Here is a 20,363-nt window from a genome sequence, read left to right as displayed (position 1 = left end):
GTGTCTGCCTGGCGCGGCAGCGATACCCACGGTACGGCTGCGCGTCGATGTGCCTAGCCCATCTACGCGTCCGATTCTGATGCCCGTATTGCCCGAATTTCACGCGCGCTGCCCGGATATGCAGTTCGACATGGGCGTTAGTGTTGGCATCGTCGATATCATTGATGAAAACGTCGATTGCGTGGTGCAAGGCAGTGAACTGCTGGATCAGTCGCTGATGGCCCGCAAGGTCGCGGATTTGCCACTGGGCGTGTTTGCCGCGCCTGCTTATCAGGCCCGCGCCGGCACATCGCGTCGGGACGGCGCGGAATGGGAGTCCTCTGGCTGCCCACGTACATGTCCGACGCCCATGTAGCACGAGGGTGAGTGAGTGCCGCTGTTCGAAGATTGGCAACTTGAGCCGATGCCTCTGTATGTAGCGTATCCGCCCAGCCGGCATGTAACCCTGAAGTTGCGAGTGTTTATCGATTGAGTGGTGGCGTTGATGACGTAGTGAGTGACTGGTTTGCTTTTTGCTTGTACGACTGCGATGCCGTCAAATAACTTACACAAATGGCGACTTGAAAGCCTGCAGTCGTGATGTGCATGGTTTTCGCCTCCAGGAGCTGCACCCATAATGAACATGTACATCGATATCGTCGGCGCCTGTAATTTAAGCTGCCCTTCCTGTCCGATGGGTAACTCGGAAAACCTCAATTTCAAGAAATCCATGCAACTCGACATGTTCAGGCAGATCGTCGAGAAAGCCAAACGTGAAGGTGTTCGCTCAATCTTTCTCTACAACTGGACCGAGCCGCTGGTTCATCCAAAGATTGGCGAGTTTATCGAAATCGTTAACGCGGCGGGCTTGAACAGCGGTGTCAGCACTAACTTGAATCTGGCCAAGAACATGGAAAAAGCCTTGATGGCCGAGCCAGGGTTCTTCCGTATATCGCTCTCGGGTTTCTACCAGGAAACTTATGAGAAGGGTCATGTGGGTGGTGATATTGAAGTTGTAAAACAAAACATGATTGCCTTGCATGACATTAAACAGCGATATGGTTTAGCCACCCAGGTCGACGTTTACTATCATCGCTACCTGGACAACATGGAAGAAGAAGCGCTGATGCGCGAGTTCAGTGAGCGCTTGGGTTTCAAATTCACTACTGGCTATTCCGTGATGATGCCGCTGGAGAAGACCCTGGCGATTGTCGAGGGCGATTCCTCTGTCACCGAGACCGATCTCGAGACCCTGAAAAGGCTCGCGTTGCCGCCTTATGCTGATCTTGTGAATGTCATCCAAAACTATCCCCCGCAGATCTGTGTCCTGAAGGACGATTGGCTGGTAATTGACTGCAATGGCAATACGGTACTGTGTTGTTCGATTTTCAATCAGACCGAATATCAAGTGGGTAAGTACCTTGACATGCCCCTTGATGAACTGACTCGACGCAAATCCACGCAGAAAAACTGCGCCGACATGTGTGATCGATGCGCCAGCAAGGGCATGCATATCTACTCGATGAATAACAATCGGGGTGTGTTGGAGAGCCATGCGGTTAATCGCATCATCGATTTTCAACGACGCAGTATTCTCGAACTGCCGATTGATAGCGAACAACTTGGCCGGGCCGGCGAAGTCAGTGCCGAAAACTTCGATGAAGCCCAATACTTTCAATTGAATGAAGACGTCAGGCAAGCCGTTCAAAGCGGCGCTTTCTCCAGCGGCTACCAGCACTATTTGCTGTTTGGCCGTTTGGAGGGAAGACTCGGTGCCGGTGTCTTTACAGTGGTTTAAACAACGATCAGGCGGACAGCAGATGATCCGATAGCCAAACGATAAAGCGTTGGGCCATCGGACCGTTCTCACTGTCGCGATGGGTCGGTAACGCCCAGTTCGGGCCGCGAATCGAGTCTTCGACCAGCCATCAACCGTAGGCGTGATTGACTCTTTGTTCCATCAGGCTAACTATCGGCGGATAACAACATGACCGAAGGACCCTGCCTTGATCGAACGACGCCAATTCAGCGGAGGTATGAAGGGGAAAAACCTCCGCTATTTGAATGAACAATCAGCTGACACCCGCGTGACCCGCACTGGTTTTCTGCTGCTCGAACACTTTTCACTGCCGGCCTTCACCCAGGCGCTGGATACCATCATCACCGCCAATCTGTTGCGCGCAGAGTTGTTTGCTTCCCGCACGTTCGGGTTAGGCGAAGGTGAGGTGAACAGTGATCTGGGTTTGGTCATTCGCCCGGATGTGCGGATTGATCTGGCGGCCCTTCAAGAGCTTGATCTACTGGTGGTGTGCGGTGGTTATCGAACCGAGCTTAAGGCGACGGATGAATTGATCAGCCTGTTGCGCGCGGCGGCGGAGCGGGGCGTCAGTCTCGCAGGGTTGTGGAATGGCGCTTGGTTTCTCGGGCGCGCCGGATTACTCGATGGCTATCGCTGCGCGATTCACCCGGAGCATCGTCCGGCGCTCACCGAGATTGCCAAGGCCACGCAAGTCAGCAGCGAACCCTATGTAATTGATCGTGACCGGCTCACCGCGTCGAGTCCGTCTGGAGCTTTCCACATGGCGCTGGATTGGATCAAGGGCTTGCACGGCAAAGCGTTGGTCGAAGGCATCGAGGATATTCTGGCGTTCGAAGAGTCGCGGTACCGGCGGATCAAACCGGATGAAAACATCTGCGTGAGTGCGCCGTTGCGTGAAGTGGTGAAGTTGATGGACGCCAACCTTGAGGAGCCGCTGGAGTTGGAACAACTGGCGGTGTATGCCGGGCGATCTCGGCGCCAGTTGGAGCGCTTGTTCAAGGAGCAACTCGGTACCACGCCGCAACGTTACTACCTGGAACTGCGCATCACCGAAGCGCGGCGTTTGCTACAACACACCGAGCTTTCCCAGGTGGAAGTGCTGGTGGCCTGCGGCTTCGTTTCCCCAAGCCATTTCAGTAAATGCTACAGCTCATACTTCGGCTATCGCCCCTCAAGAGAAAAACGCCTCGTTAAATAACCCGAGGGAACTGATACTTGCCGGTCAAGCGCTTGGTGTAGTTCTCAGGCGCCGGGTGCGGTGCGGCGTTAGCATCGCCCTTCAACGTTACCGTCGGCACACTGATCGACGGTGCGGTGGCCAGTTTCTGCTCCAGCGCTGCGTATTTTACTTCGCCCTGCCAGCGCCGCTGGTTGCCTATTGCGCAGGGTGTCTTTGGAGAGGAACTGCGTATCGCCATAAGCTCGCGCCTAGGGCATCAACACTCGATAACCCTTGGTCGCCAGCAACGGCGTGCCATCTTCATGGTGACGTCTCCTGTACAAGCTCCTGGCCAAGGGTTCCTTATAAATCCTTCAAACCTTGAGTGCATTTGAGCGCAGGGACGTATCAGGCCTGTGTCGAAGCAGGTCATTGTTGAAAGGCGCTGTATCGCGGCGAGGGGTTATACAGAGTGTGATACACAGCGAAAAACCCACTGATCACTGGCCCGAAGCCGGGCAAAATAATAAGTCGCTGTTTTAAAACAAAAAATAATTCATTTCGTGCTTCACAAACGAAAAGAATGTTGGTAAATTGCGCCCCGTTCTCGCAGTGATCCTCACGGAGCCGCTGATAAGAGCTGTAGGGGCGTCGCCAAGCGGTAAGGCAGCAGGTTTTGATCCTGCCATGCGTTGGTTCGAATCCAGCCGCCCCTGCCATATATCGAAAAACGCCAACTTCGCAAGAAGTTGGCGTTTTTTTATGCCTGCGATTTGTGCCACGACGGAGGAGGGCTGGCGCGCACGATGCCGGAGCACCGTGCGCGCCCCTCACTCAGTGCGGTGCGCGCGGGATGGTTTTCATCAGGTCTTCGGGGCTGATGTGGCCGACCACACTGCCCGGTTGCGGCAGGCTGAGGATGTGGCCCTTCATCTTGCCAATGATGTGCATCTCGCACGGTTTGCAATCGAACTTCAGCGTCAGCACTTCATCGCCGTGGATCAACTGCATCGGCGCGACTTTGGTGCGTACGCCGGTCACGCCTTTGGCCTGTTTCGGGCACAGGTTGAAGGAGAAGCGCAGGCAGTGCTTGGTGATCATCACCGGCACCTCGCCAGGCTCTTCATGCGCTTCATACGCGGCGTCGATCAGCTTCACGCCGTGACGATGGTAGAAGTCGCGAGCCTTCTGGTTGTACACGTTGGCCAGGAACGTCAGGTGCGAGTCCGGGTACACCGGCGGCGGGGTGGTTTCAGCTTTGCGGCTGCCGCGTGGGTGAGCGGCGACACGGGCGGCAGTCAGGGCTTCGATCACTTCACGGCGCAGGGATTTGAGCTGTGAGTTGGGGATGAAGAACGCTTGTGGCGCATCGAGTTTGATGTCGGTGGCGTGGTACTGCGTGGTGCCGAGTTGGCCGAGCAGATCGCGCAGTTGCTCCAGCGCCTGCTCGGGCTTGTTGGCAACGCCGAACGGGCCGTCAAGCGTGACGCTGGCGCTGATGCCTTCTTCGCTGGTGGCGGTGAGGTCAAGCTGTTCTTCACGCAAGCGGGCGAGCCAGCTCAACGCCACGCGACGTTCGGAAGAAGTCTTTTGCAGCGCCTGTTGCCAGTTGTGATCGAGGTTGCGATTCAACGGATGGCTCGGGCGCAGCTTGTACAGGCCTTCCGGCATCTCGTTAGGCTCTACGCGATAGCGGTAGCGCTTCTCGCCGTCTTCTTCGAACTCGCCTTTTGGCTCAGCGATGTTGGCGCGGAAACCGACCACTTCCCGTTTGACCAGCACGTTCAAGCCATCACCGTTGGACAGCGGCTCGTGGGTCACGACCTGCATATCACGCTTGCCGACTTTCTCGACCGTGCCCACCGGCAGACCGGTGAACGTCGGCGAGTCAAACGCGCCAATGTCGATCTTGCGATCGGTCACGAAGTAATCGGTGCTGCCGCGATGGAAAGTCTTTTCCGGATCGGGCAGGAAAAAGTGCGCGGTGCGGCCGCTGGAGGCACGGGCCAGGTCCGGGCGATCTTCGAGCACGTCGTCGAGGCGCTGGCGGTAATAGGCGGTGATGTTCTTCACGTAGCCCATGTCTTTGTAGCGACCTTCGATCTTGAACGAACGCACGCCGGCTTCAACCAGGGCCCGGATGTTGGCGCTCTGGTTGTTGTCCTTCATCGACAGCAGGTGTTTTTCGTAGGCAATCACGCCACCCTTTTCATCTTTTAGGGTGTAAGGCAATCGGCAGGCCTGGGAGCAGTCGCCACGGTTGGCGCTGCGGCCGGTCTGCGCGTGGGAAATGTTGCACTGGCCGGAGAATGCCACGCACAGCGCGCCATGAATGAAGAACTCGATCGCAGCGTCGGTTTCGTCGGCGATTGCGCGGATTTCTTGCAGGTTCAGTTCGCGGGCCAGTACCAGTTGCGAGAAACCGGCCTGATCGAGGAACTTCGCCCGCTCCAGGGTGCGGATATCGGTCTGGGTCGAGGCGTGCAGTTCGATCGGCGGAATGTCCAGCTCCATCACGCCCAGATCCTGGACGATCAGCGCATCGACGCCGGCGTCGTATAGCTGATGGATCAGCTTGCGTGCTGGTTCCAGTTCGTTGTCGTGCAGGATCGTATTGATGGTGGTGAAGATGCGCGCATGATACTTGCGGGCGAATTCCACCAGTTCGGCGATTTCGCTGACTTCGTTGCAGGCGTTGTGGCGGGCACCGAAGCTCGGGCCGCCGATGTACACGGCGTCGGCGCCGTGCAGGATCGCCTCACGGGCGATGGCCACATCGCGGGCAGGGCTGAGCAATTCCAGGTGGTGCTTGGGCAAGGACATAGTTTTTTTAGTCAGGCTGTCACGGTTAGTCGCGCATTGTACCTGCGAAATGGCCGACCGGCACCCGTATGCCGATTCAGGTGTATTGAGTCCGCTGGCACAGTTCTGAAAATTCCATAACTGTGGTTTCTATCAGTTGTTTAATCGCCAATATTCAAACACATTCATCGCCCGATAGTCCGGTGTGCGCAGCTGTCTAAATTCCGGTTTGTTAGTTTGGGAATCAAGGGTGCCTGGTCATGAAAAAAACTGAATATTATGCAACGAATGATCTTGATGAAGAAACGCTAAAGGCTGGTACGGCTTGTGCCGTGAGAAATAATGTTTTCGACGTTAAATTCTCAACACCATTTCCGATGGTCGAGGAGGTTTTTCGGCGGCTCAGTTTATATATGAATCATTAAGCGAGGGCACTATCAGCATCATCGGTCGTAGCGCGCCATTGGATGAGTTTGTACAGCTTTCGATTGTGCTTGCGCGATCTATGGAAGATGGCACGTACGAATTCGTTCACTTTGGCGAAGGGGTTTCGGGAGTCTTTGTATCCCATGCCGGCATAATTACCCTTCTCAAAGGCGCAGTTTCTTTCAAGAGAGATAAAGTATCTAAAACAATTGAGGTGGTTTTTGAAACGGACTTCGAATATGACGAAGAGCATTATCATATTTCAAGTGAAAGCGTCTTTCTCAAAGCAACAGGTCCACTTTGAACTCAACGTGCTGCTTTACCCTTGAGGGCGGCGATACATTCAGCGTCGATGTCGCCTGCCCGCAAGCCTTAATGCGCAAACTGCTCATTAAGGAATTTGTGGTGTGATGTCAGGCCTTGGCGGCCATTGCGGTCACTTCCACACGCATGCCTTCTACGGCCAGCGAGGCAACGCCTACGGCTGCACGAACCGGCCACGGCTTGGCGAAGAAGCGCTTGTAAACCTCGTTGAACGCGGCGCGATCAGCCATATCGGTGAGGTAGATGGTCAGGTGCATGACCCGATCCATCGAACTACCGGCACGTTCCAGGGCAACTTTCAGCGCTTGCAGTGTGCATTCGCTTTGTTCGGTAATGCCACCCAGTTCCAGGTTGCCATCGGCGCGGGTCGGAATCTGGGTGGAGACCATGATCCCGCCGAACGTCGCGACGTCGGAGGAAATGGAGTCGGCGTCCGGATCGGGGGTGAAGGTGATGTTTTGGTTGGCCATGGGAGTCCTTGTCTGAGCGAGTGAATATCGCGGCAGTTTACAGATTCCCTACGGACATGGCCCCTTCAGAGAAAACGTACTGGCAATCCGGATCACACAGGCAGCGTCGCCGCCTCTGCCGCGAGGGCTGACAGGACACTGGGTCGTGTAGCGACGCGGCGACTATAACTGGCGAGGGCCGGCCAGTTTTCTATGTCGATATTGAAGGTCGGTAGCCATGTGAGCACGGTGAACAGATAAGCATCGGCAACTGTGAACGTACCCATCAGATAGTCCTGATCCGAGAGGCTGCCGCTCAGGTAATCCAGACGTTTGAAGAGCTTTTGCCTGAAAACGGTTTTGATCGCTTCCGGGAACTCAGCACTGAACAGCGGGGCGCTGCCACCATGGATTTCGGCGCTGATGAAGTTCAGATGTTCCTGCAACCTCGAGCGCTCCCAGGTGCCGTTGGCCGCTGCCATTGCGTGGCCCGGCGCCTGATCCGCCAGATATTGAAGAATCGCCGGCCCCTCCGTCAGGACCTCGCCGTTATCCAGTTCCAGCGCTGCAACGTACCCCTTGGGGTTGATCTTGCGAAAGTCGCGCCCGTCGGCGGTGCATTTGCTCTGGTTATTGACGCGAATCAGTTCGAACGGCAAGCCCAATTCCAGCAGGACAATGTGCGGGGAGAGGGAGCAGGTCATGGGCGCGAAATACAGTTTCATGGCACTTCCTGGCTGAAAGAAGGTGTCAGGATCACTCGTCGTCTCAGGCTTCGCAAAGGTCATTTCGAGTGTTAGCGTATGACAAAATCTCATGGTCATTGAACTTCACATGTTTGCCAGACTTCCTTCTCTCAACGGCTTGAAAGCCTTCGAATCCGCCGCTAGGCACATGAGTTTCACTAGGGCAGCCGAAGAGCTTAACGTCACGCAAACCGCCATCAGTCATCAGATTCGCCGGCTCGAAGAGGCGTTGGACGTGCCTCTGTTTCTGCGCCTCAAGGACGGTTTGGCACTTACTGAGCATGGTCAGGCCTATTTGCCCGGTATCCGTTCGGCATTCCAAGGGCTGCGCTATTCGACCGAACAATTACTGGCGTCGCGCAACAACAGTGTGTTGACCCTCAGTACCTTGGTATCGGTGGCGTCGAAATGGTTATTGCCACGTCTGCCGTCGTTTCAGCAGGCGTATCCCCATATTGATGTTCGGGTCAGCGCCTCCACCGATCTGGTGGATTTTCGCAAGGGCGGCATTGACGCAGCGATTCGTTATGGTCGGGGCGACTGGAAGGGTTTGCGCGCCGACTTCTTGATGTCTGATGAAATATTCCCGGTATGCAGTCCCGCATTGCCTGGCGGGGCGAAGGCCTTGAGCACACCAGCCGATCTTGCGAACCACACGATGCTGCAAGTCAGTGGCATGACCGCCGGAGACTGGAACACCTGGCTCAGTGCCGCCGGTCAGCCAGCGCAACTGGCCGAAGGGCCAAGGTTGACGTTTGATCTGGCGATGATGGCGGTGCAGGCCGCTGTGGACGGGCAAGGCGTATGCATGGGGCGTTCGACCTATGTCGCCGATGATCTGCGAGCAGGGCGACTGGTGGCGCCATTTGCTCTGCGCTTGAAAGATGATTTGGGGTTCTATCTGGTGGCGCCTCATGAAACGGCTGATTCGCAAAAAATAGTGGCCCTCAGGACATGGTTGCTGGCGTCGCTGGACAATAACGTGAGCGGTTCAATGGAGCGTGACCACCCTGCGACTTTCTCCAATCCTGATTCTGTCGAGGGCCCTGTTTAACGCATCAAGCGCGTCGAGAAGGGCTTTGGCCTCCGCTTCTCGACTATCCCCCCAGAGGCGTTCGGCCATTTTGTTCAACGCCTGGATGGCGCGTTCGATGTCTGCGGCTGTTGCGGTCTCTTGAACGACCGGCTGTTTCTTCGGCATTGCGACATCCTCGGCAAGTGCGTGCTATGGAAACGAGATAAAAGGGGTTCGATTGCTAAAGGGTATAACGTGTCGAGCACGAAGGCGTACGCTGATCATGTCATTGCTGCGCTAGGTGTTATGGGTGATGGCACCACAATCAATCCAGTAAGGCGCGAGTGCCTTGGCTGGCTCCTGCTCAAAGGGGTCGACATGCTGTCAAACCTTGAACTGCGCCACATCATCGAATCGGCTTTTTTGCCGCTCTCGTGCACATGTCAGATTGAGCCACAGGGTTATCTTCAGGCGCAGATCCATGACCCTCTATCGGGGCGGATAGAGTTGATGGTCACAGGCATTTCCATCACGTGTCTGAAAGGAAACCAGGCAATAACTGCACTCGTCGATGAAATTCGCGCAGAGCTCAGCCTTGCTCATGAAATGAGAGCGTGGCCGCGTGAAAGGGCGGCGTCCTCATCTCAGGCGTAAAACGGATAGTCGATGTAGCCGCGCTGATCACCACCAAAAAAGCTGCTCGGGTCCGGGGTGTTGAGCGGTAAGCCCTCGTGAATCCGTCGCGGCAGGTCAGGGTTGGCCAGAAAAGGTCTACCGAACGCGATGATGTCGGCGCGACCTGAGATCAGTGCTCGCTCGGCGGACTCGGCGTCATACCCGCCGGCCAGAATCAGAACGCCTTTCCAGGCTTGGCGAAGCTGGGCGATGATCGCGTCCCAGCGCGGGTCGAAGTTTTCGTCCTTGACCGTCCCGACCATCGCAGGCTCCACCAGATGCAGGTAGGCCAGATTCCATTGGTTGAGCATCTCGACGAGATGACCGAACGTAGTCTCGGGTGTGTCATCGCCCATGCCCATGAATCGTCCCATCGGCGTCAGCCGCACACCGACCCGTTCAGCACCTACTTCTTCAGCGACCGCCGCTACCACCTCCAGCAGAAAGCGTGCGCGATTCTCAACGCTGCCGCCGTAATCGTCTTCGCGCTGGTTACTGTTGCTGTTAAGGAATTGATCGAGCAGATAACCATTTCCGGCATGGATTTCCACGCCGTCCATGCCGGCATCCAGCGCGTTGCGCGCCGCTCCAGATACCGTTACCCTTTTCATCGACGATAAAAGTCTTGCCGGGCACGGGTAAGGCGCTGGGCGCGACCGGCAGACCGGCGTCGGGTTGGAAGCTTGGGTGCGAAACCCGCCCGACGTGCCCAGGCAGTGCCAGCAGTTGCATCAACGCGTTGTATTTGCCCAATCATCGTGGATCGAGCCGCATCAATGTGTTTATCGACTTTCTCGTGGAAATCCTCAATCCTGACGCCCCGTCCATAACCAACGCTTGACCGGCTCTATGCGCGAGTGATTATTTTGTCTGGAGCTATTTTATTTGAGCGGGACGAGGTGGTGTTGGAGTGCAGGGCTGCGGAATTGACTGAATAGGTGCTCAAACGGTTCAGAAAGACCGGCTTGACAGTTGCGAATCCCAGAAACGGCAAAACCCTGAATAATCAGGGCTTTGTCGTATAAAGATGGCGGAGGCGGTGGGGTTCGAACGCATGGAACTGCTACCGTCGACTGTTTTCAAGTTCGAATATTAATCCTTATCTTTCAGCAGCTTAGAAGATATTTGTTTCTATTTTGCAGGACTGGTTATGCGACTCACGCTCTCTATAATGAGTCACCGGCCATGCCTAAAGCGCTTGTTATGTCAACTTCCCCTGATCAAAAATTTGCTGTCGTTTTACGCCGTGCTTCAAACTGCGATCTAGAAGATCTGATAGCCATTCGGATTGAGGCCATGCGCGAAAGCCTAGAGCGGCTTGGGCGGTTTGATCCTGATCGCGCGCGCGAACGGTTTCATAGTGGTTTCGACGCTAGCAGCACGCGCCGCATAGAAGTATCAGGTGATATGGTCGGTTTTGTTGTTCTCAAAGACCATCAAAGCGAGCTTCTGCTTGACCACTTGTATGTGATACCTAGCGCCCAAGGAGCAGGGATAGGCACCGAAGTTCTCACTCAGATTTTCAGAAAGGCGGATGAGATCGGACGCCCTATTAAGGTTGGCGCTCTCAAAGAAAGCGCTTCAAATCGCTTTTATATTCGCCATGGTTTCGTATTTGTCGAAAGCGGTGAATTTGATAATTATTATGTCCGCGCCAACAGTAATACCGTTAGTTTGGGTAACTAGGCGAATCTTGATACGGTGACCAGTCAAAGGTTGTACAGCCAGATGGGCATCAACCTGTGCGGCAACAGGTCGGAAATATCACTCGCCCGCTGCGTCGGCAGACGCGTGAGAACGTCTTTCAGATATCGACCTGAGTCATGCATCGTGACTTCGGTGTACGCTTACGCATCGGGCATGTGAAATTGAAGAGCTGCTGCCGCATAAATGGCAACTCGGTTACGTTCCAGTTATCGCCTTCATATCGCTCGTAATCCCATTGGTGACCCGTCTGGCGGAACAAGGATTAGACCGGGTCGGCCTAGTGAAGCTAACTTGAGCGGCGTCCAGTCAGCGCCGGGGCGACGCGATCACGCATGTTCCGCTGCCAACATTGACCTGAACTGAGAAATGATCTTTGAAGATAGCCCGGCCCCTTCGAACACTGCGCAGGTGAAGCTAATGGGTGCAGGGCCTGGAGCAGTTATGATGCGGTCTGCAACCACAGCGACCGGACTGTTTCGATAAAGCGTGCGCCCTTCATAACCTACGGCATTCTGTTGTAAGAAGTCAGCGCTGTTCGAGGTATGAGGAACCGTGTCGAGAAGCCCGGCCCTGGCAAGTGCCAGCGTTCCCCCACAGATACCTGCAATTGTCGCCCCACTTGAGCGACTGGCATGAAGAAAGTCTCGAATATCCGGTGCTTCTGCACGTTCCCAGATCGTTCCTCCAATGATGACAACAACGTCCGGTTTCCAGTCCAGACATTGCTGCAAACTGCTATCAACCGTTACAGCCAATCCGCCCTGCGAGCGGAACTGCCCCGTAGCAGGAGCGAAAAACCTGACGTCGATCCCGTAAAACGGTGACGCAGTTCCAGCAATGAAAGCATATTCCCAGTCCGCAAAACCGGGTGTCAGTATCAAACCCACACGTGCCATCAGTCAGAATCCTCCATGAATGCCAATAACGAATGGCGACAATAAACAGACATCAAGGCTGCTTCGGGTCGGTTGCTGCGCCTTATGATAGGCAGCAATCGGCCAAAAACGGCCTGTCGATAACGCTTGATCAGAACGCCGTCTTCACAACCCTACGCTTCTAGACGGCGAGCAAGTGTACCGCCTTCAGTTTGTCATTGATGCTGCGTTTCACGTACAAACTCGATGAGCGCCTGTAGCGCCGGCGGTACGTGATGCCGGTTGGAATAATGGATAAAAAACCTGCTTGGCAGGGCTTTCCAGTCTTCAAGAATTTCCACCAACTGCCCCTGCGCTATGTACTCCCTTGCCATCTCCTCATACACGTACGCCATCCCGGTACCGTCCTTCGCGGCCTGGATCATCATGGTGTCATCTCCCAGTATCAACGGCCCTGTCACGGCCAGGCGCATGGGCAGGCCTTCGGCAAGACATTCCCATTTGTACAGTTTGCCGCTGGGAAAGCGTCTGCCAATGCAAGCGTGTTCAAGCAGCCTCTGTGGCGTTTCCGGTGTCCCGCACCCCACGAGATAACCGGAGGCAGCAACTGTGACAAATCACCTGGGGAGAGCCCTCCGGGACAGCGACCATTTCACCAGTGAGGATTTCGCCGAAGTGCACGCCGGCATCGAACCCTTTGTCGATGATGTCGCTCAACCCATCGTCAGTCACCAGCTCCACATTGATGCGTGGGTATTGCCTCCCTTCAACCGCCGTATTCAGCCTTGATGTGCGATATCGAGGATCAAAACCTGCCTTATTGTGCAACGGCGCAGGTTGGAGTGATTGCCTACTCGACTTTACAATCTGGCCTACCGACCGCAAGCCTGACCCGTGAGCGGATTGCACAGTTGTCCGACGACGACTGGCGAAAATCGCGTAGCGCCGACTTCCAGGAACCTCGCCTCAGCAATAACCTCGCTTTGGTAGAAGTCATGGCAAAAATTGGGGCCAGACATGAGGTCAGTGCGGCGGCCGTAGCCATCGCTTGGGTACTACGTGATCCGGCAGTCACCGGCGCTATCGTAGGCGTACGTCGGCCCGACCTAGTCCATGAATGGATTGATCGATGCCACCAGCATTCGTCTTAGCCACGCTGAAATAGAAGAAATGAGCCCCTATTTACCTGAAGGTAGAGGGACAAATGTACCCAGCAGCGCGGCCTGAGCAACCAATGTCAATCAATTGATACGTTGCTGACATAACCTCTATGCGGGAGGTAAGGGATGACCGCGAGCGATAGGGATCGCGGCCGACAAAGCAGACACCGCCGGCCCCTTCTGCTTGGCAGCGTGTGATCTCAGGAGTCAGCTGATGGCTCCTGGAGATCCTGCCGGTTACCTGGCAGCAACAAACAGTCGAGCCACGAAGATAGCCAGTTGATTCAATAGCTCGCGTCTAGCGGTCTGTAGTTGTTCACACATGACGCTTAAATCTACGTTGGGTACTTCTTCAAAAACCACAAGTACATCCTGAAGGTTGGCATCAATTAGACCTGTGGTCATCGGCTCAAAATACTCGCGAACTCAGATTGGGCCGCAACTCCTGCGCGAGTTCAATTAACGCGCGCAGTCGCGCCGGCACGAAGCGATGGCCCGAGTAGTAGAGCCTCAACCCACCAAACGACGGGCACCACGGGATCAATACCGGCACCAGGGCGCCGCTTGCCAGTTCTTCCTGGATGAACCACTCGGAAATGAAACCAATGCCAAGGCTCAACAACACGGCCTGTTTGATTGCCAGCATTTCGTTGGAGGCGAAGCACACTGGCAGATCCATCTGTACTTTCTGGCCATCGCGCTCCAATTCCCACTGGTATAGGCCACCATGGGCCATGCGCATACCGATACTCCGGTGGGTGAGTAGATCTCGCGGATGCTCGGGCACGCCGTGGCGTTCGAGGTACTCGGGCGTTGCTACCACGAGCATCCGGACGTCACCCGACAGTGCCACGGCAATCATGTCTTGCGGCACAGACTCTGCCAGGCGAATCCCGGCGTCGAAGCCACCGGCGATGATGTCGACCATGCTTGATTCGCTGACGATGTCGATGCGTACTTCGGGATAGCGCTGCGCGTACTGCTTCAATAACGGCTCCAGCAACAAGTAGGCCGCGCCATGCGGTGCATTGATGCGCAATGTGCCGCTGGGTTCATCGGGGCCGACGCTGGCCTCTTCGCCGGCACTTTTGATCTGTGCCAACGCAGGTGCGATGCGTGCCACATAGCGTTGGCCGATGTCCGTGAGGGCAACACTGCGCGTCGAGCGATTGAACAGACGTACCTTCAGGCGTGCTTCCAGACCAGCCACCGCGCTGCTCACGGCGGTAGTGGACATGCCCAATTCCTGTGCAGCGCCGCGAAAACTGCTGCGGCGCGAAACGGCCAGTACGACTTCCAGCTCGGTCATTCCTGATCTGTGCATGGATTGTCCTGAATATAAGGATGGTTCATATGCCAAAGGATGGCTTATCGGATTAATGAACCCTTCATAGACTTCATCACAATGGCTCGATTCAGGCGAGTCATTTTGAGCGAGGAGTCATCATGCAGCGCATTGAACACATCTACATCAACGGCGAGTTCGTTACGCCACACGGCCAGGAATGGTTCGACCTTCATAACCCGAGCACCGAGGAAGTCATTGGTCAGGTTCGGTTGGGCGATGCATTGGACGCACAGCGTGCCATCGCAGCAGCCAAGGCGGCGTTCCCGGCGTGGGCTCGTACAAGCCGGGAAGAACGCATTTCGGTATTGCAACGCATGCACCAGGCCGTGGCGGCAAAGGAGGAAGAACTGCTGGAAGCCATCCTAGTGGAATACGGCGCACCTGCGAATCGCGCGCGCTCGATGGCGACTTACCCGGCCGATGTGATCGCGCAAGCAATCGATGCACTGGAGGCGTTCGATTTTGAGGAGCAGGTCGGCATGGCCAGGGTCATTCTGACGCCCGTGGGCGTTGCCGGTCTGATCACGCCCTGGAACAGCAATGCGGGTTTCATCTGCAACAAGCTGGCCACCGCGCTGGCAGCAGGCTGCACTGCCGTCATCAAGCCAAGCGAGATGAGCGCGTTACAGACGCAGGTCGTGGTCAGTGCGTTGCACGAAGCGGGGCTGCCACCGGGTGTATTCAATATCGTCAACGGGCGAGGCGATGTAGTAGGTGAGGAAATCGCCCGTCATCCCGATGTTGCCAAGATCTCGTTCACGGGGTCGTCCGCTATCGGGCGACATCTGGTAAAAACCGGTGCTGACACCATGAAGCGTGTGACGCTCGAACTTGGCGGCAAGTCGCCCACCGTGGTGCTTGACGATGCGGATTTCCACGCAGTGATGCCGTTAGTAATGCAAACCGGATTTCTCAACAGCGGCCAGGCTTGTATCGCGGGCACTCGCATCCTCGTGCCACGCAGCCGGTTGGCAGAGTTCGAGCGGATTGCGAAGGAGGGTGTCTCACAGATTCTATCGGCTGATCCGCGAAACGCCGACACCGACATAGGCCCGATGGTGAGCCTGAAACAATGGGAGCGGGTGCAGCGCTACATCCGCACTGGCCAGGAAGAAGGCGCGAGGTTGTTGGCAGGTGGCGAAGGTCGCCCGGAAGGCTTGCATGCCGGATGGTTCGTGAAGCCCACGATCTTCACTGATGCCAACAACCGGATGCGCATCGCGCGTGAGGAAATCTTCGGCCCCGTGCTGACGATCATCCCCTACGAGGATGATGCCGATGCGATCAGCATTGCCAACGATACGGACTATGGGCTGAGCGCCCTGGTGCTGGGAAAAAGCTCCGAACGTTGTATGAACGTCGCCCGTCAGATCGATTCGGGACGCGTGCTCATCAACACCTTGGCCCACGAACCGCGTGCCCCCTTCGGTGGATTCAAGCAATCAGGGCTTGGGCGCGAAATGGGCAAGTGGGGGATGAGCGCGTATCTGGAGCCCAAGACATTACTCAGGTACGACCCGTTGGAATGACTGGGCCAGTGGGGTCCGAAAGGCAGGGTTGCGCAAATGGCAGAAAAGATGCGGAAACGATCCGTGTAGGTCGAAGCAGAAGTCTCAAACCCCAGAAACGACAAAGCCCTGAATAATCAGGGCTTTGTCGTACATAAAATGGCGGAGGCGATGGGATTCGAACTCATGGACCTGTTACAGTCGACGGTTTTCAAGACCGTTGCCTTAAACCACTCGGCCACACCTCCGTTGCGTTGCGGGCGTCATAATACCTGAATGAAACACACTGTCAAACTCTCTGCATGGCTTGTTACAGAGCGTCTGTTATGATCTTTGCGACTGAACGTTTCAAACCAACAGGAGTGTCGCCATGCGCGAACAGGATTACGCAGTTAATAACAGCGTGCAGGCTGAGCAGCTAGAGGTTAGCCGCGTCCTGCGCAACACTTATGGCCTACTGGCTCTCACCCTCGCATTCAGCGGTGTGATGGCTTTTGTTGCCCAGCAGATGCGCGTTGGCTACCCGAACATTTTCGTGGTGCTGATCGGCTTCTACGGGCTGTTCTTCCTCACCAACAAACTCCGTGATTCCGCTTGGGGCCTGGTGTCCGCGTTTGCGCTCACCGGTTTCATGGGTTTCCTGCTCGGCCCGATCCTCAACCGTTACTTGGGTATGCAGGGCGGCGCTGAAGTGGTCAGCTCGGCGTTCGCGATGACTGCACTGGTGTTCGGTGGTCTGTCGGCTTACGTACTGATCACCCGCAAGGACATGAGCTTCCTCGGTGGTTTCATCACCGCTGGGTTCTTCGTGTTGCTGGGCGCAACGCTGGCCAGTTTCTTCTTCCAGATCAGCGGCCTGCAACTGGCGATCAGCGCAGGTTTCGTGCTGTTCTCGTCCGTCTGCATCCTGTTCCAGACCAGCGCCATCATCCACGGCGGCGAGCGTAACTACATCATGGCGACCATCAGCCTGTATGTATCGATCTACAACCTGTTCATCAGCTTGTTGCAGATCTTCGGCATCATGAGCCGCGACGACTGATCGCAGCCCGCTTCAACAAGAAACCCGCTTCGGCGGGTTTTTTGTTGCCCGAGAAAAAGGGTTGTGGCTATTGACTCTCGAAATGCCGGGAAAGGCTGGCATCTTTTGAAATGACCTGCAGCCGTGAGCATGCAAGAACGGCTGCCAAAACTCAGGCCCGCCTTCTGAAGCACCAACACGAGCTGCGCCAGTGGTACTAGAGGCTGTGGCAGCATTGCGGTCCGTTAGCGGCCAGACCTACACATCAGGTATCGACATCGACCTCGGCGCCTCCACCATCGGCAGGTCTGGAAAGATCCGAGCAATTGCGCCCCAGACCTGCAACAACTGCTCGAATAAACCGCTGTAGCCTCTGGATGTCTTGGCGTCCGGAGGTTTCAATCAGTTGACCACGATGCCGCCGTCGGCCTGTTGTTTGTAAATCGTATAGGGCAACAGCAAAGTGTCGAGGATGCCCGAGGCGGCCGCATCGACTAACAGGCCGAACGAGGCGTTGTTGTGGCTGAACGCATCGACGTCTTCCGGCTTTTCTGCGTGCAGCATGCAGAAGTCGTAGGTCACGCCGCTGTAGATTCGGGGGACGGCGCCGCAGTAGGTTTTCTTGGTTTTGAGCTGCTCGGTAGCACTCTTATCGCTCAAAACAACGGTCTGTACCGTGCCGCACCCGGTCAGTAACATCGCTACCAGCATCAATGCCTGAATTTTCATACCGCCAATCCTTGCCGGAAAAACCTCAATCTACCCCGATCTTGCGCCCAATGCACTCAAGCCATCGGTGGCAAACGACGCTTGACCGGGGTCTTCTTGACGATTGCCGTATTGGTTTCGGCCAGGGTATTGAGGCGATCGAGCAGGGTGTCGAGTTGCTCCATCGAGCGCACATGCAGTCGGGCGATAAAGCAGTCCTCGCCCGTCACCTTGTCGCACTCGGTGAATTCTGGAATCGACATGATCTGCCGCTCAACCTCTTGAAGCTGCCCCGGCAGCGGACGGACGCGGACGATGGCCTGTAATTGATAACCGAAGCACTTCGGATCAATCTCCACGGTAAAGCCCTTGAGCACGCCGCGTTCTTCCAGGCGCCGCAAGCGCTCGGCCACGCTGGGCGAGGACAGGCCACTGATCTGGGCCAGCGCCTTGAGCGAGCGCCGCGAATCTTCCATCAGTGCGCTGATGAGTATCCGGTCGATATCGTCGGTCATGAATTCAACTCCAGTATTAGGCTGTTTGCGTAAATAACCCGCGATAAGAAAGGTAGAAATCGAGTTTAGCCTGTTTATTGCGCTGGAGCGGCCGCGTGCCTGCTTGGCATACTTTTGCCACGCTTTCCTCCAACGTAAAGGAGATTTGATGATGGACAACACACTCCGTCGTGGCTCAATCGAGATGACCGCCGCCATGCTGATATCCGGGACAATCGGCTGGTTCGTGCTGATGTCCGGGCAGCCGGTGCTCGATGTGGTGTTCTGGCGCTGCGTGTTCGGTGCCGTCACCTTGCTGTTGATTTGCGCGGCGTTCGGTCTTCTACGCCCGGGCATTGTGACCCGCGCCACGTTCTTGCTGGCGGTACTCAGCGGCGCGGCGATTGTCGGTAACTGGGTATTGTTGTTCGCCTCGTACTCTCGGGCTTCGATTGCCATCGGCACGGCGGTGTACAACGTGCAGCCGTTTATGCTGGTCGGATTGGCAGCATTGTTTCTCGGCGAGAAAATCACCTTGCAGAAGCTGTTCTGGCTGGGGATTTCATTCATGGGGATGCTGGCGATTGTCAGTGCCCACGGCCAGCAAGGCGAGGGCGGTGATGACTATCTGATCGGCATCGCCCTGGCGTTAGGCGCGGCGCTTCTCTATGCGATGGCAGCGATGATCATCAAGCGCCTGACTGGCACGCCGCCGCACCTGATCGCACTGATTCAGGTGTGCACCGGGGTACTGCTGCTCGCGCCGTTCGCGCATTTCAGCGAGTTGCCGCAAGCGCCGGGTGCGTGGGCCAGTCTGCTGGCGCTGGGCATCGTCCACACCGGCCTTATGTACGTGCTGTTGTACGGCGCGATTCAGAAGTTGCCGACCGCACTGACCGGCGCACTGTCCTTCATCTACCCGATTGCCGCGATTTTCGTCGACTGGTTCGCCTTCGGCCATCGCCTGGAAGTGCTCCAGTGGGGGGGAGTGGCCGCGATCCTGCTGGCGGCCGCCGGTATGCAAAGGGGGTGGGGGTTCAAGAGTCGGCGACTGGTAACGCCGTAGCCCTCAGATGTTCCAGCGCGGCGCGGTTTTCGCCAAGCGCTGGCGCATCTCCGCGACGTTCGCGGCGAGTTGCCGGGTCAACAAGCGATAGCCATCCAGCGGGCTGTAGACGGGGGCGTCAAGGCTGGCATCCGGCAACTCCAACGAGCGATCCAGTCGCTGCGTTGCGCCGGATTTCAGGGCGCGGGCCATGCCGATCAATTGCACGCGAATCTGCCGGTGCTCGGCCTGCAACGCCGATTGCAGGTGCGCCATGGCGTGCGGGTCGTTGGCATCCGGACGGGTGTTGCCGAGGATCTCCAGCGTGCTGATGCACATGCGCAGGTTGCGCTGAATCGCATCGAGCTCTGTCATCGAGACTTTCACTTCCTTGGACACCGACGGCATCAGAGAGCGCAGTTGCACCATTACACCGCTCAAGCGCCCCATCAGTTTCAGATGCTCATCAGCGCTGACCGCTTGGCCACTGATGATCCGCCCATACACGGTGGCGCAGTCGCGCAAGGCGTCGGCCAGTTTGTAGCGCCAGGAATACACCGCGTACAGCGGCAGGGCGAAGGAGAACGCCAGGGCCAGCGCAATGCCGATCAGAATATCGACCCCACGCCACAACCCGTCAGTGATCGGATTGTCGCCGTGCCCGGCGACAATGAAAACGGTAATCGCCGAGAGCAGGGCGGTGTAGCCACCCTTGCCGATGGCGTGATAGGAGAAAAAACCGCAGACCACCGCCATGGCGAAGTACGTCAGCCACGGCATCCCGAGCCACGCCTGCTGAGCCACCAGCAGCAAACCCACACCGGCGCCGATCAAGGTGCCGGTGGCGCGTTCGGCGGCTTTCTTGCCGATGTTGCCGTGGTGCTGCAAGCCACCGATCACCACCAGCATGGTCACGGACGCCCACTCGCCGTGGGGCAGGTTGATGCCGGTGGTCAGCAGGATGGTCGCCAACAACCCCAATGCCACCCGCACCGCGTGGATCAGTCGGGCGTGTCGGTAGCGCCGATACGGGTTCAATAACGGACGCAGGATTCGGCGCAACAGCGGTGGCAGTCGGTGGTTGCTGAACGTACTCAGTGCAT

The 20,363-nt window shown here is 56.5% G+C and carries 18 protein-coding genes, 2 tRNA genes and 8 pseudogenes; 13 read left to right on the top strand and 15 right to left on the bottom strand.

Annotation, left to right across the window (positions count from 1 at the left end; genetic code table 11):
- Positions 1–4 precede the first annotated feature (4 nt).
- Together AACY50_RS22700 and AACY50_RS22695 are read left to right on the top strand one after the other, a co-directional pair.
- Positions 5–472, top strand: a pseudogene (locus tag AACY50_RS22700) (LysR substrate-binding domain-containing protein); the annotation flags it as partial.
- A 144-nt stretch (positions 473–616) separates the two neighbouring features.
- Complete coding sequence (locus AACY50_RS22695) at positions 617–1,777, top strand: radical SAM protein (RefSeq protein WP_339433028.1); 1,161 nt, start codon at positions 617–619, stop codon at positions 1,775–1,777.
- 19 nt (positions 1,778–1,796) lie between these two features.
- Here AACY50_RS22695 and AACY50_RS22690 read toward each other — a convergent pair.
- Positions 1,797–1,904: pseudogene (locus tag AACY50_RS22690) on the bottom strand (LysR family transcriptional regulator); the annotation flags it as partial.
- Between the two features lie 81 nt (positions 1,905–1,985).
- On the opposite strand from AACY50_RS22690, the gene AACY50_RS22685 reads away from it, so the two are divergent.
- On the top strand, positions 1,986–2,996 hold the full coding sequence (locus AACY50_RS22685) for a GlxA family transcriptional regulator (protein WP_339433029.1): 1,011 nt from the start codon (positions 1,986–1,988) through the stop codon (positions 2,994–2,996).
- Between the two features lie 7 nt (positions 2,997–3,003).
- Here AACY50_RS22685 and AACY50_RS22680 read toward each other — a convergent pair.
- Positions 3,004–3,156: pseudogene (locus tag AACY50_RS22680) on the bottom strand (alpha/beta hydrolase); the annotation flags it as partial.
- 445 nt (positions 3,157–3,601) lie between these two features.
- Between AACY50_RS22680 and AACY50_RS22675 the strand changes: the two are divergent.
- A tRNA-Gln gene (locus AACY50_RS22675) sits at positions 3,602–3,676 on the top strand.
- A 115-nt stretch (positions 3,677–3,791) separates the two neighbouring features.
- Here the strand turns inward: AACY50_RS22675 and AACY50_RS22670 are convergent.
- Positions 3,792–5,780 carry a peptidase U32 family protein gene (locus tag AACY50_RS22670; protein ID WP_339433030.1) on the bottom strand — a complete coding sequence of 663 codons (1,989 nt, stop codon included), beginning with the start codon at positions 5,778–5,780 and terminating at the stop codon, positions 3,792–3,794.
- Positions 5,781–6,222: 442 nt separating this feature from the next.
- Between AACY50_RS22670 and AACY50_RS22665 the strand changes: the two genes are divergently transcribed.
- On the top strand, positions 6,223–6,489 hold the full coding sequence (locus AACY50_RS22665) for a hypothetical protein (protein ID WP_339433031.1): 267 nt from the start codon (positions 6,223–6,225) through the stop codon (positions 6,487–6,489).
- Between the two features lie 109 nt (positions 6,490–6,598).
- Here the strand turns inward: AACY50_RS22665 and AACY50_RS22660 are convergent, their stop codons facing one another.
- Complete coding sequence (locus tag AACY50_RS22660; protein ID WP_339466020.1) at positions 6,599–6,979, bottom strand: RidA family protein; 381 nt, start codon at positions 6,977–6,979, stop codon at positions 6,599–6,601.
- Between the two features lie 92 nt (positions 6,980–7,071).
- Positions 7,072–7,683, bottom strand: a complete 612-nt coding sequence (gene gstA / locus AACY50_RS22655; protein ID WP_339433033.1) for a glutathione transferase GstA — start codon at positions 7,681–7,683, stop codon at positions 7,072–7,074.
- A gap of 109 nt (positions 7,684–7,792) precedes the next feature.
- On the opposite strand from gstA, the gene AACY50_RS22650 reads away from it, so the two are divergent.
- Entirely contained in the window at positions 7,793–8,758 is a 966-nt protein-coding gene (locus AACY50_RS22650) for a transcriptional regulator GcvA (protein WP_339466086.1), read from the top strand.
- Here the strand turns inward: AACY50_RS22650 and AACY50_RS22645 are convergent.
- The gene (locus AACY50_RS22645; protein ID WP_339433034.1) at positions 8,696–8,905 is read right to left on the bottom strand and encodes a hypothetical protein; all 210 of its coding nucleotides are present in this window, start codon (positions 8,903–8,905) and stop codon (positions 8,696–8,698) included. The two genes, AACY50_RS22650 and AACY50_RS22645, sit on opposite strands and share 63 nt — an antisense overlap.
- On the opposite strand from AACY50_RS22645, the gene AACY50_RS22640 reads away from it, so the two are divergent.
- Entirely contained in the window at positions 8,879–9,373 is a 495-nt protein-coding gene (locus tag AACY50_RS22640) for a DUF1652 domain-containing protein (protein ID WP_339539204.1), read from the top strand. The two genes, AACY50_RS22645 and AACY50_RS22640, sit on opposite strands and share 27 nt — an antisense overlap.
- Here AACY50_RS22640 and AACY50_RS22635 read toward each other — a convergent pair.
- A pseudogene (locus AACY50_RS22635) lies at positions 9,364–10,102 on the bottom strand (oxidoreductase); the annotation flags it as partial. The gene AACY50_RS22640 and the pseudogene AACY50_RS22635 overlap by 10 nt on opposite strands.
- Before the next feature lies 1 nt (position 10,103).
- Here AACY50_RS22635 and AACY50_RS22630 point away from each other — a divergent pair.
- Together AACY50_RS22630 and AACY50_RS22625 are read left to right on the top strand one after the other, a co-directional pair.
- Positions 10,104–10,235, top strand: a pseudogene (locus AACY50_RS22630) (LysR family transcriptional regulator); the annotation flags it as partial.
- 362 nt (positions 10,236–10,597) lie between these two features.
- Positions 10,598–11,080 (top strand): GNAT family N-acetyltransferase, encoded by a 483-nt coding sequence (locus tag AACY50_RS22625; protein ID WP_339539216.1) that lies wholly within the window; start codon positions 10,598–10,600, stop codon positions 11,078–11,080.
- A gap of 23 nt (positions 11,081–11,103) precedes the next feature.
- On the opposite strand, the pseudogene AACY50_RS22620 reads toward AACY50_RS22625, so the two are convergent.
- The 3 genes and pseudogenes from AACY50_RS22620 to AACY50_RS22610 form a co-directional block, all read right to left on the bottom strand.
- A pseudogene (locus tag AACY50_RS22620) lies at positions 11,104–11,220 on the bottom strand (transposase domain-containing protein); the annotation flags it as partial.
- A gap of 207 nt (positions 11,221–11,427) precedes the next feature.
- Positions 11,428–11,997, bottom strand: a complete 570-nt coding sequence (locus AACY50_RS22615) for a DJ-1/PfpI family protein (RefSeq protein WP_339539203.1) — start codon at positions 11,995–11,997, stop codon at positions 11,428–11,430.
- Positions 11,998–12,191: 194 nt separating this feature from the next.
- Positions 12,192–12,735, bottom strand: a pseudogene (locus AACY50_RS22610) (LysR substrate-binding domain-containing protein); the annotation flags it as partial.
- On the opposite strand from AACY50_RS22610, the pseudogene AACY50_RS22605 reads away from it, so the two are divergent.
- A pseudogene (locus tag AACY50_RS22605) lies at positions 12,732–13,203 on the top strand (aldo/keto reductase); the annotation flags it as partial. The pseudogenes AACY50_RS22610 and AACY50_RS22605 overlap by 4 nt on opposite strands.
- A 342-nt stretch (positions 13,204–13,545) precedes the next feature.
- Here AACY50_RS22605 and AACY50_RS22600 read toward each other — a convergent pair.
- Entirely contained in the window at positions 13,546–14,460 is a 915-nt protein-coding gene (locus AACY50_RS22600; RefSeq protein ID WP_339466719.1) for a LysR family transcriptional regulator, read from the bottom strand.
- A gap of 122 nt (positions 14,461–14,582) precedes the next feature.
- On the opposite strand from AACY50_RS22600, the gene AACY50_RS22595 reads away from it, so the two are divergent.
- Positions 14,583–16,013, top strand: coding sequence for an aldehyde dehydrogenase family protein (locus tag AACY50_RS22595; RefSeq protein ID WP_339433040.1), 1,431 nt, complete (start codon positions 14,583–14,585; stop codon positions 16,011–16,013).
- Between the two features lie 139 nt (positions 16,014–16,152).
- Here AACY50_RS22595 and AACY50_RS22590 read toward each other — a convergent pair.
- Positions 16,153–16,240, bottom strand: a tRNA-Ser gene (locus AACY50_RS22590).
- A gap of 122 nt (positions 16,241–16,362) precedes the next feature.
- Between AACY50_RS22590 and AACY50_RS22585 the strand changes: the two genes are divergently transcribed.
- Positions 16,363–17,034: a Bax inhibitor-1/YccA family protein gene (locus AACY50_RS22585; protein ID WP_008081508.1), complete on the top strand. Its 672-nt coding sequence runs from the start codon at positions 16,363–16,365 to the stop codon at positions 17,032–17,034.
- A 381-nt stretch (positions 17,035–17,415) separates the two neighbouring features.
- Here the strand turns inward: AACY50_RS22585 and AACY50_RS22580 are convergent, their stop codons facing one another.
- Both AACY50_RS22580 and AACY50_RS22575 read right to left on the bottom strand, forming a co-directional pair.
- Entirely contained in the window at positions 17,416–17,742 is a 327-nt protein-coding gene (locus tag AACY50_RS22580) for a YceK/YidQ family lipoprotein (RefSeq protein WP_339539201.1), read from the bottom strand.
- 56 nt (positions 17,743–17,798) lie between these two features.
- Positions 17,799–18,236: an Lrp/AsnC family transcriptional regulator gene (locus AACY50_RS22575; protein WP_339466709.1), complete on the bottom strand. Its 438-nt coding sequence runs from the start codon at positions 18,234–18,236 to the stop codon at positions 17,799–17,801.
- Positions 18,237–18,387: 151 nt separating this feature from the next.
- Here AACY50_RS22575 and AACY50_RS22570 point away from each other — a divergent pair, with 151 nt between their 5' ends.
- Positions 18,388–19,281, top strand: a complete 894-nt coding sequence (locus tag AACY50_RS22570; RefSeq protein WP_339466707.1) for a DMT family transporter — start codon at positions 18,388–18,390, stop codon at positions 19,279–19,281.
- Positions 19,282–19,284: 3 nt separating this feature from the next.
- Here AACY50_RS22570 and AACY50_RS22565 read toward each other — a convergent pair whose 3' ends face one another.
- Positions 19,285–20,325, bottom strand: a complete 1,041-nt coding sequence (locus AACY50_RS22565) for an FUSC family protein (protein ID WP_339539215.1) — start codon at positions 20,323–20,325, stop codon at positions 19,285–19,287.
- Positions 20,326–20,363: the final 38 nt, after the last annotated feature.

The sequence above is a fragment of the Pseudomonas sp. RA_15y_Pfl2_54 genome, assembly GCF_963971015.1.
GTDB lineage: Bacteria > Pseudomonadota > Gammaproteobacteria > Pseudomonadales > Pseudomonadaceae > Aquipseudomonas > Aquipseudomonas baetica_A.
This window is presented reverse-complemented; position numbering and strand designations above follow the sequence as displayed.

Excerpts from the sequence above, each read along its gene's own strand:
- AACY50_RS22585 (WP_008081508.1), top strand. The coding sequence starts at position 16,363 with ATGCGCGAACAGGATTACGCAGTTAATAACAGCGTGCAGGCTGAGCAG.
- AACY50_RS22660 (WP_339466020.1), bottom strand. The coding sequence starts at position 6,979 with ATGGCCAACCAAAACATCACCTTCACCCCCGATCCGGACGCCGACTCC.
- AACY50_RS22600 (WP_339466719.1), bottom strand. The coding sequence starts at position 14,460 with ATGCACAGATCAGGAATGACCGAGCTGGAAGTCGTACTGGCCGTTTCG.
- AACY50_RS22575 (WP_339466709.1), bottom strand. The coding sequence starts at position 18,236 with ATGACCGACGATATCGACCGGATACTCATCAGCGCACTGATGGAAGAT.
- AACY50_RS22650 (WP_339466086.1), top strand. The coding sequence starts at position 7,793 with ATGTTTGCCAGACTTCCTTCTCTCAACGGCTTGAAAGCCTTCGAATCC.
- AACY50_RS22580 (WP_339539201.1), bottom strand. The coding sequence starts at position 17,742 with ATGAAAATTCAGGCATTGATGCTGGTAGCGATGTTACTGACCGGGTGC.
- AACY50_RS22695 (WP_339433028.1), top strand. The coding sequence starts at position 617 with ATGAACATGTACATCGATATCGTCGGCGCCTGTAATTTAAGCTGCCCT.
- AACY50_RS22570 (WP_339466707.1), top strand. The coding sequence starts at position 18,388 with ATGGACAACACACTCCGTCGTGGCTCAATCGAGATGACCGCCGCCATG.
- AACY50_RS22670 (WP_339433030.1), bottom strand. The coding sequence starts at position 5,780 with ATGTCCTTGCCCAAGCACCACCTGGAATTGCTCAGCCCTGCCCGCGAT.
- AACY50_RS22595 (WP_339433040.1), top strand. The coding sequence starts at position 14,583 with ATGCAGCGCATTGAACACATCTACATCAACGGCGAGTTCGTTACGCCA.
- AACY50_RS22615 (WP_339539203.1), bottom strand. The coding sequence starts at position 11,997 with ATGGCACGTGTGGGTTTGATACTGACACCCGGTTTTGCGGACTGGGAA.
- gstA (WP_339433033.1), bottom strand. The coding sequence starts at position 7,683 with ATGAAACTGTATTTCGCGCCCATGACCTGCTCCCTCTCCCCGCACATT.
- AACY50_RS22625 (WP_339539216.1), top strand. The coding sequence starts at position 10,598 with ATGTCAACTTCCCCTGATCAAAAATTTGCTGTCGTTTTACGCCGTGCT.
- AACY50_RS22645 (WP_339433034.1), bottom strand. The coding sequence starts at position 8,905 with ATGCCGAAGAAACAGCCGGTCGTTCAAGAGACCGCAACAGCCGCAGAC.